Annotated in this window: 11 protein-coding genes; 5 read left to right on the top strand and 6 right to left on the bottom strand. The window is 36.3% G+C overall.

Translation table 11 applies throughout. The annotated features are described in order from the left end of the window. Together A9G25_RS09435 and A9G25_RS09430 are read right to left on the bottom strand one after the other, a co-directional pair. Positions 1 to 441: DDE-type integrase/transposase/recombinase (locus A9G25_RS09435; protein ID WP_141675034.1), on the bottom strand; the 441-nt coding region annotated here is incomplete at its 3' end. Between the two features lie 144 nt (positions 442 to 585). Next, on the bottom strand, positions 586 to 843 hold the full coding sequence (locus A9G25_RS09430) for a transposase (protein WP_065579872.1): 258 nt from the start codon (positions 841 to 843) through the stop codon (positions 586 to 588). 64 nt (positions 844 to 907) lie between these two features. On the opposite strand from A9G25_RS09430, the gene A9G25_RS09425 reads away from it, so the two are divergent. Further along, a complete protein-coding gene (locus tag A9G25_RS09425) occupies positions 908 to 1,522 on the top strand; it encodes an IS30 family transposase (RefSeq protein WP_081297179.1) in 615 nt (204 codons plus the stop codon). A 516-nt stretch (positions 1,523 to 2,038) separates the two neighbouring features. On the opposite strand, the gene A9G25_RS09420 is transcribed toward A9G25_RS09425, so the two are convergent. Then, positions 2,039 to 2,827, bottom strand: coding sequence for a hypothetical protein (locus tag A9G25_RS09420; RefSeq protein WP_176701111.1), 789 nt, complete (start codon positions 2,825 to 2,827; stop codon positions 2,039 to 2,041). Positions 2,828 to 2,877: 50 nt separating this feature from the next. Here A9G25_RS09420 and A9G25_RS12860 point away from each other — a divergent pair, with 50 nt between their 5' ends. Then, positions 2,878 to 3,030, top strand: coding sequence for a hypothetical protein (locus A9G25_RS12860; protein WP_176701110.1), 153 nt, complete (start codon positions 2,878 to 2,880; stop codon positions 3,028 to 3,030). 696 nt (positions 3,031 to 3,726) lie between these two features. Here the strand turns inward: A9G25_RS12860 and mltC are convergent. Both mltC and A9G25_RS09410 read right to left on the bottom strand, forming a co-directional pair. Next, positions 3,727 to 4,794 (bottom strand): membrane-bound lytic murein transglycosylase MltC, encoded by a 1,068-nt coding sequence (gene mltC, locus A9G25_RS09415; protein ID WP_065626705.1) that lies wholly within the window; start codon positions 4,792 to 4,794, stop codon positions 3,727 to 3,729. Between the two features lie 8 nt (positions 4,795 to 4,802). Next, positions 4,803 to 5,072, bottom strand: a complete 270-nt coding sequence (locus A9G25_RS09410; RefSeq protein ID WP_065626704.1) for an oxidative damage protection protein — start codon at positions 5,070 to 5,072, stop codon at positions 4,803 to 4,805. 215 nt (positions 5,073 to 5,287) lie between these two features. Between A9G25_RS09410 and argD the strand changes: the two genes are divergently transcribed. The 3 genes from argD (at position 5,288) to A9G25_RS09395 (ending at position 8,176) form a co-directional block, all read left to right on the top strand. After that, complete coding sequence (gene argD / locus A9G25_RS09405) at positions 5,288 to 6,499, top strand: bifunctional acetylornithine/succinyldiaminopimelate transaminase (RefSeq protein ID WP_065626703.1); 1,212 nt, start codon at positions 5,288 to 5,290, stop codon at positions 6,497 to 6,499. A 65-nt stretch (positions 6,500 to 6,564) separates the two neighbouring features. Further along, a complete protein-coding gene (gene yihA / locus A9G25_RS09400) occupies positions 6,565 to 7,176 on the top strand; it encodes a ribosome biogenesis GTP-binding protein YihA/YsxC (RefSeq protein ID WP_065590380.1) in 612 nt (203 codons plus the stop codon). 13 nt (positions 7,177 to 7,189) lie between these two features. Beyond that, positions 7,190 to 8,176 (top strand): serine/threonine protein kinase, encoded by a 987-nt coding sequence (locus A9G25_RS09395; RefSeq protein ID WP_065626714.1) that lies wholly within the window; start codon positions 7,190 to 7,192, stop codon positions 8,174 to 8,176. A 12-nt stretch (positions 8,177 to 8,188) separates the two neighbouring features. On the opposite strand, the gene A9G25_RS09390 is transcribed toward A9G25_RS09395, so the two are convergent. After that, positions 8,189 to 8,482 carry a GIY-YIG nuclease family protein gene (locus A9G25_RS09390; protein ID WP_065626702.1) on the bottom strand — a complete coding sequence of 98 codons (294 nt, stop codon included), beginning with the start codon at positions 8,480 to 8,482 and terminating at the stop codon, positions 8,189 to 8,191. Positions 8,483 to 8,641: the final 159 nt, after the last annotated feature.

The raw sequence follows: 8,641 nt of genomic DNA, 5'->3' as shown, positions 1-8,641 counted from the left end.
TTTAGCCCAGTTTATAAAGGTTTTTCCTGTAAATTCGGGTCCATTATCGACCCGTATTTTTAATGGATACCCATGATATTCGGCCAGTTTATCTAAATAACGGGTAATCCTTCCTGCCGGTAAGCTCACTGCAATATCAATACCTAACGCCTCACGATTAAAGTCATCGATGACATTGAATGTCCTATAGTGACGTTGATTACGGCTACTGTCACTCATAAAATCCATTGACCAACATTCACCATGTTTATTAGGCACCAATAGCTTTTCTGGGCATCGTGGAGGAATGCGTTTTTTACGCTTTGCTCTGAGATTAAGCTTTAATTCACAATACACCCGATAAACACGCTTATGGTTCCATTGATAGCTGAGCTTTTTGATACGATTAAAGCATTTAGGAAAGCCCCAGCGTAAATGCCGGTCTGTGATAGCATTCAACACCAAATAATCACCGAATCATCCTGTTACTTAGGTTGATAATCGTAAGCACAACGGCTTAAGCCAACGATAGCGCAGCTCATAGCAATAGTAACAGAATGATTTTGTTGTAGTTGCTGTGCCACGTTTTACGTGCCTTTGTGGGCACTAAAGCTTTTTTATGATTTCTTCCTGAAGCTGGGATTTTAAGCTCAGTTCGGCAAACATCTGCTTAAGCTTGCGGTTTTCAGCCTCCAGCTCCTTTAAGCGTTTGATATCCGAAGTTTCCATTCCACCGTATTTTTCTCGCCATTTATAGAAAGTTGAATTACCCATGCCATATTTACGGCACAGTTCTTTAACCGGAATACCCGCTTCAGCTTCTTTTAAAATAGCGACAATTTGATCTTCAGTCATTTTTTTCATAATTAAATCCCCTTTTCTTTTATCATAGAGAATTTTCTACTTTTTTGCTGTACTATTTTAGGGGATAGTTACATTCAAGCCTTATCTAAGGCGAAAAGGCAAAGCTTATCGACATTGCAAGGCACCGAGTATTAAAGAAGGAGACCGCCGATATAAACGGTCAATTAAACAACGTCCAAGTTATGTAGAAAGTCGGAAAACGCAAGGACATTGGGAGGGCGATACCATAATTAGCCGTAAAGATAAGCAAGCATTGTTGACGTTAGTTGAGCGCAAAACTGGACTCGTACTCATTGGACGCCTTAATCAACGCACCGCCTCCGAAACGAAAGATATGATAATAAAATTGCTAACGCCGTTTAAAAAGATGGTTAAAAGCATCACCTTTGATAATGGGATGGAATTTAATTATCATCATGCGATTGAGCATTATTTAAATACTACCGTATACTTTGCGGAGCCTTATAAAAGCTGGCAAAGAGGTACAAATGAAAACACCAATGGCTTAATACGTCAGTTTATACCAAAGTCAGCGGCCATTTCATTAGTTGACGACGAACAGATAAAGAAAATACAATATCTATTGAACACACGCCCAAGAAAACGGCATAAGTTTAAAAGCCCTGCCTCCTTTTATTCGAAGGAGTTAAGACAAATTGCACTTCATGGTGTAATCTAGGAACAACAAAATGAAAAATTAAATAAAATCAATAACTTTTCTGACGGTTTTTTAGCTGAATTTTGCGGTGGTATTGAATCGTAACAATGCAATAAAACCACCGCCAAACCAAACCACGCAATACCATGCTAATGGTTTTCGGCGCAGCGGCAGTGGTTGTTTGTGCTGAACTGGGCATAATGCAGGGGGGAAGCCTTTGGGTTAGCTTGTTCGATATAATAATATCAGCCCCTGCATCTACTGGTTAAAAACTAAGCCTAAACACTAAGGTGTACGCAAACTGCGCCCACTGCCGTTAAGTTGGGAGATTCGAGCCTCAGAGCTGCAACTGAACCAAAATCATAGAAAGCGACTAGGCGGTTATCTGAAACCTCACTCGTGAAAACATAAAAATTAGGAAGTAGTGGTTCTCACCATTCCGAGTGAAGGCCAGCACCAATTTCACGATTACGACCACGTTCAGAAAGAGTCGCATTAGTTAAATCCTTTGCTTTTGGAAGACGGTAACCTACACTATTACAACCAAGTGGTTGCCTCGCTAAGTGTGAAACGTACGTTGTAAGCAGTTCCCCTAACAAACCACTGCTTTAGCTCAAATCCATATGTAATTAGCGCATTACCTGCACTATCCCTACCCACTAATTCAAAAGTCTGTGGCAACGTTGGTTTGCTAAGTGGGCTTGGGTTGTTTGACTGAATTTGGCTATAACTTGGTTTAGGGCCCGTTAAAGTAACCCGTGTTACGTATTCTGGACGTTTGCCACTAGGATACTTATCACGACTGCTTGTTTTTGTCCAGCTTACTGTTGCGGTTATTCCACTGTGAGTAACAGGCTGCCACGTCAATTGACTGGCATCAACGCCCCTTATGTCTAAATCAAATGCATAACCATCCATCCCCGTAGTTGGAAAATTAAGCCCGTAAGAAGCTGGATTAGTCGACTGGATCAAATAGCCCCTAAATCCATCCGTATAATTATCCCAGTGAGGCCACCACGAGCTACTGTAAGTTGCTGTCGGCTTTGTGTGACAAAGAGTTGCTGAAGGAGCGGGATTAAAGTAATAGTACGCCTCATTCCAGTCGACATTAAGACTATTGGGTACACCATACTGTGTTGTTAAAGTGATATCTTCGACGCTATTATAATCCAGATAATAAGGAGCCCGACAAAGCGTTAATGCATCGCTCGGGTTGATACTATTGAGATATTTATCAAAAAAAAGAGCCTCCAAATGCCCTGTAGCAGTTACTTGCCCCCCTTGCCCGTCGCCATCATCATCACCCCAATAGTGATAAGTATTCACTAAGTCATTTAAAGTGACATAATACTGACCTTTTGATATTGGTTGGGTGGTTGCTGTTATCAACGTATGGACATCAGCTAACTTATTTTCTACACATTGATAATGTGATTGGATTGGTTTCAGTTGATGGGTTGATTGCCGGTGTCAGTTTTGTGCCATCGGGTAATGTGATTGACAAAAAAAACGTCGGAAAACTCATCTAATGTTCTCAGTTTTGTTGCGCCATTATCAACGGTAAAATATGGCGCAGACCCGTGAATAATGCTTAATGTTTGTGCCGACAACGCCTGAGAACTGAGCGAATAGGGCAGTAATAACAACGGTGCAAAGGCTAACGGCGGTTTTGATAACAGATTAGAAATTGATGACAATTTTGGCAATTATGCCAAACTAAGCGGTAAATATAAAGCCCGTAAAAAGGCTCGACAATAGTGGAAATTAACAAGATTTAAAACATAGGTATGCCATGCTTGTTGCTTGCAATGGCAATTCATAATGCTTGACCTGTAAACTAACTTTTTTGTTTTATTTAGATTTTAATGATTAAACGCTCGTTTATTGAGCTATTTTCTTGGTTTAATTGCCGATAGTATAGCCATTGAAAAATAGATACTCAATTTTTTTGTTAAATTTTTGTAAGGTTTTGTTAAGATAGGTTTGGTTTATTAATTAATAACCGGTTAAAAATAACTTCTGAAATGGCCTATTTCAAAAAAAATCAATCAAAACTTAAATAAAATCAATGCGTTACCTGACGGTTTTTTTGGGCAAATATAAGACTTTTTTATTTTTGCAAATAAACCTGTTTAGAAAAAACATTGATTTTATTTAAGTTTTTTTATTCTTAAAAAATCCGCTACTTTCCATAAAGTATAAAGAGTGGCGGATTTATATGCCTCTTATTTGTTATCTAAAATTCGACTGACTTTTATTAAATAATTGCGCGATTCTTGTGATACATGTGAAGTCACAAGCTTTCGATAAACTTGTTGTGGTGTCATTGAGTTTATGATGTTGATAGCTTCATTGCGATCGTTAGAAAACGTACGCAATACACTTCCTACTCCTCCATTATAAGATGTAATCACGGCGTATCTTAATGAAATTGGGTTATTAATGCCTGCTAAGTATTTCGTTTTTAATAAAGATAAATAGGCTGTACCTATATCAACATTATTACGCGGATCGAGTAAGAATTTTCGACTTGGTTCACCTGATTTGCCTTGTAATTTGAAAATATCACGCCCAGCGGTGTGTTGTTGTACTTGCATTAGTCCAAGTGCATCAGTACGGCTGACAGCATATGGGTTAAATGCAGATTCAACTTCCATAATGGCTAAAATCAGGCGTTCATCAATAAAATAACGATTAGAAGCTTCAGCTACTATTGGTAAGAATTTTCTGGCACGTTGATTTATGTGGTTAGGAACAAGTTTAATTTCAACATAAGTAATTTTACAAGAACCAGACCAGCGAGTTTTTAGATTATTGTTAAGTAGATAATCAGCAAAGCTATTGGCTCTGCCACTCCAACGAATCGGTTGATGCTCTTGATCTAACACCTGATTGTATAAAAATGGTTCTTGAGATAAGTCTTGGCTGATTTTGTCATGACGTATAATGTCAACTGGCTCTGACATAAGTAATGTTGAAACTATCGCTTCTTTTAGGTTTTCTATTGGTGATTCTGCCATCGTTTCAATAGTAATCACACCTGAAACAAAGTTAATATGGACACGCGTTTTTAAATTATCTTCATATTGAACATAATCTTTAGGTCCTGCAATAAGGACTTCTTTCGGACCCCAAATTTCTTCAATGTTATTAGCATATTGACTAATTAAGATATTAAAAGCATTAGTATCTTTAACATAATTGTTTTCATTTTTTTTTGAATTCGTACTAGGACAACCTGTTAGAAGAGTTACAGCAATAATTAATGCAATGATTTTTTTATTTTTTTTCATTTTACATCTCAATTTTGAGGTTTATATCCATCAATAACAACTTCTTCGCCTTCAAATAGAAATTTGATCATTTCAGCTTCAATTTTTTTTCGGTGTTCTAGATTCATCATATTGAGTTTACGTTCGTTAATGAGCATTGTTTGTTTTTTGAGCCATTCTTGCCATGCCTGTTTGGATATTTCGTTAAAAATACGTTTACCAATCTCCCCTGGATAAAGTTGAAAATCTAATCCCTCTGCTTCTTTTTTTAAATAATGGCAATAAACGACACGGCTCATTTTTATCTCTTTTAAATACACTCAACGGATAGTGGCTAATTATACCTGAAAATAATTATAGATAAGAAGAAAATTATTATATTAGTTTTAAATTGAACTCACCTTTAATAATTGAATATTCATTTAAAATATTTGAATAATTATTTACTTTACACCGCAATTAGTTCGATTAAAATGATAATGAACCAGTTAATAAAATAAATAAGGATTAAACAATGCAGCCAAAAATCACACGTGAACTTTTTGATAAAGTTATTTTACCTATTTATGCACCAGCAAAATTTATTCCCGTAAAGGGTAAAGGAAGTCGTGTTTGGGATCAAAATGGTGAAGAATATATTGATTTTGCAGGTGGCATTGCTGTAAATGCGCTTGGGCATTGTCATCCAAGATTAGTTAAAGTATTACATGAACAAAGTGAAAAGTTATGGCATGTAAGTAATGTTTTTACTAATGAGCCAGCTTTAAATCTTGCTCAAAAACTTATCGATAATACGTTTGCTGAACGTGTTTTTTTTGCAAATTCTGGTGCCGAAGCTAATGAAGCTGCGTTTAAATTAGCTCGTCATTACGCAATACATAAATACAATCCTTATAAGACTAAAATTATTGCTTTTTATCAATCTTTTCATGGACGTACATTTTTTACCGTCGCAGTTGGTGGTCAGGCTAAGTATTCGGATGGTTTTGGTCCAAAACCAGCTGATATTATTCATGTTCCTTTTAATGATCTTGATGCAGTTAACGCCGTAATGGATGATCATACTTGTGCGGTTGTACTAGAGCCAGTACAAGGTGAAGGTGGGTTAACTTCAGCCACGCCAGAATTTTTACAAGGTTTGCGTGAGCTATGTGATGAATATAAAGCGTTACTGGTGTTTGATGAAGTGCAGTGTGGAATGGGTCGAACAGGCAGTTTATTTACTTATCAACAATATGATGTAAAACCCGATATTTTGACCTCGGCTAAAGCATTAGGCGGTGGATTTCCAATTAGTGCTATGTTAACAACAGACGAAATTGCTTCAGTTATGCATCCCGGTGTGCATGGTACAACTTATGGTGGTAACCCTTTAGCTTGTGCTGTGGGTTGCGAGGCTTTTGATATTATTAATTCTCCTGAAATACTTGAAGGTGTGCAAAAGCGACGTGCTGTATTTATTGAGCAATTAGAGGAAATTAATGATAAATTTAAATTATTCCGAGAGTACCGTGGAAAAGGGTTATTGTTAGGTGCAGAATTACAACCCAAATTTCACAATAAAGCTCGTGATTTTTTGAACGTAGCAACCGAATTTAAAGTAATGATTTTAAATGCTGGACCTAATGTTTTACGCTTTACCCCATCGCTAATTATTTTTGAAGATGAAATTAAAGAAGGTATGACTCGATTTGCGAAAGCTGTGGAAAAAGTTGTCAATTCTTAAGTTTTTCTATACAGTAACAGCATTTTAGTCAATTAAATGCCGTTGCATTTAAAGGATACTTATTTATGACCAATATTCACCCATTAAATTATGCTAAAACTCATTTTATTTTGAGTGCACCTGATATTTCTCATCTACCTGTTGATAGTGGTGTTGAAATTGCTTTTGCTGGTCGTTCTAACGCTGGTAAATCAAGCGCACTTAATACATTAACCAATCAAAAAGGGCTTGCTAGAACGAGTAAAACGCCAGGTCGAACCCAACTTATTAATCTTTTCGAAGTTGAAGAAAATTGCCGTTTAGTAGATTTACCCGGTTATGGCTATGCTCAAGTCCCAGAGGCGATAAAGCGTAAATGGCAAAAAGCATTAGGCGAATATCTGCAAAAACGTGAAAGTTTAAAAGGGTTGGTTGTATTGATGGATATTAGACATCCGTTAAAAGATTTAGATCAACAGATGATTGAGTGGGCGGTTTCAGTTGATATCCCTATTATGTTACTGCTTACTAAAGCTGATAAATTAGCTTCTGGCGCTCAAAAAAAACAAGTTAATATGGTGAAAGAAGCCATTTTACCTTTTCAAGGAGATATTACTGTTGCTCCTTTTTCATCACCTAAGCGTATTGGACTTGAAGCTCTAAAACAAAAATTAGATGAATGGTTTAGTTTGCAATAAAGGAAATCATTCAATGAATAGTTCAACATTTTCGTTTCAATCTTTATCACCAGATTTAATTATTGATAGTCTATCTTCAATAGGATTGAGTATAGATTCTGGTTTGACCGTGTTAAATAGTTATGAAAATCGTGTTTATCAATTTCAAGATGAAGATCGCAAACGTTATGTGGCTAAGTTTTATCGACCAAACCGTTGGGATCGCCAGCAAATTCTTGAAGAACATCAATTTACTAAGCAATTAGCTGATGCTGAGGTTTCCGTTATTACGCCATTAACATTTAATAATACGACACTACACGAATATCAAGGTTATCTGTTTACGCTATTTGCTAGTGTTGGAGGACGACAATATGAGATGGATAATATCGAGCAAATGGAATCTGTGGGTATGTTGCTTGGTCGTATCCACCAAATTGGTGCTAAGCAGACATTTTTACATCGTCCAACTATTGGATTAGAAGCGTATCTTTATCGGCCACAAGATATCTTGCTATCTAGCGCTTATATTTCTAAGAAAATTCAAACTGACCTTAAAGATATTTTAGCCCAGTTAATAAAAACTGTTGAACAGCATTGGCATAACGATTGGCAGCCTATTCGATTACATGCCGATTGCCATGCTGGCAATATTTTATGGCGTGATAATGCGATGTTTGTTGATTTTGATGATTCTCGTAATGGCCCTGCAATTCAAGATCTATGGATGTTACTGCATGGTGATCGTCAACAGCAACGTTTACAATTGGATTTATTGATTGAAATGTATCAGGAGTTTTGTGAGTTTGATCATCATCAATTAAAGCTTATCGAACCTTTAAGAGCTATGAGAATGGTCCATCATTTAGCATGGATTTTAGAGCGTTGGCAAGATCCTGCTTTTCCTATCGCCTTTCCATGGATTACTGATGAGGATTTTTGGCGTCAACAATTAGCAGAGTTTAATAAGCAAATTGATGCAATTAAAGCACCTGCAATACAGTTAATGCCAATGATGTGAATATAAAGCGTATTAATTGAGTAGTTTTAATAATTCGTTTAAATTAGGCTGGTTTGTGACTAACTTCTCTTTTTTTTGTTTAGAAAGCTGTTTTATTCGGTACTCAAGCTTAAGCGCCATCGATCTGTCACCAATATAGATCTGGTACACAATAGTTAAATCTTTATGCCCTTTTAGATACTTTGCACCTTTGTTGGTTTGATGTTGGTGAAGCCTTCTTTCCACATTTGTTGTAATACCAGTATAGAGTGATTGTTTTGCTGTTCTAATAATATATAAAAACCATTCGGATGCGCTATTAGACATAACTAACCAGTAATATAAATTGAATTATTTAACCATAATATCATTTTAATGGCATAGCAAATATTCATCACTTTTTTAATTAATATTATTCATACTACTGGTTAAACGTTACTGTTTCATTTACTTTAACACAGATAATGTTTAAGATAAGTCAATTTT

This window comes from Gilliamella sp. Bif1-4 (genome assembly GCF_001690535.1).
GTDB classification, from domain to species: Bacteria; Pseudomonadota; Gammaproteobacteria; order Enterobacterales; family Orbaceae; genus Gilliamella; species Gilliamella bombi.
The sequence above is the reverse complement of the archived record's forward strand: the minus strand, read 5'-3'. Positions and strand labels throughout refer to the sequence as shown.

Excerpts from the sequence above, each read along its gene's own strand:
- A9G25_RS09395 (WP_065626714.1), top strand. The coding sequence starts at position 7,190 with ATGAATAGTTCAACATTTTCGTTTCAATCTTTATCACCAGATTTAATT.
- argD (WP_065626703.1), top strand. The coding sequence starts at position 5,288 with ATGCAGCCAAAAATCACACGTGAACTTTTTGATAAAGTTATTTTACCT.
- A9G25_RS09390 (WP_065626702.1), bottom strand. The coding sequence starts at position 8,482 with ATGTCTAATAGCGCATCCGAATGGTTTTTATATATTATTAGAACAGCA.
- A9G25_RS09430 (WP_065579872.1), bottom strand. The coding sequence starts at position 843 with ATGAAAAAAATGACTGAAGATCAAATTGTCGCTATTTTAAAAGAAGCT.
- A9G25_RS09410 (WP_065626704.1), bottom strand. The coding sequence starts at position 5,072 with ATGAGCCGTGTCGTTTATTGCCATTATTTAAAAAAAGAAGCAGAGGGA.
- mltC (WP_065626705.1), bottom strand. The coding sequence starts at position 4,794 with ATGAAAAAAAATAAAAAAATCATTGCATTAATTATTGCTGTAACTCTT.
- yihA (WP_065590380.1), top strand. The coding sequence starts at position 6,565 with ATGACCAATATTCACCCATTAAATTATGCTAAAACTCATTTTATTTTG.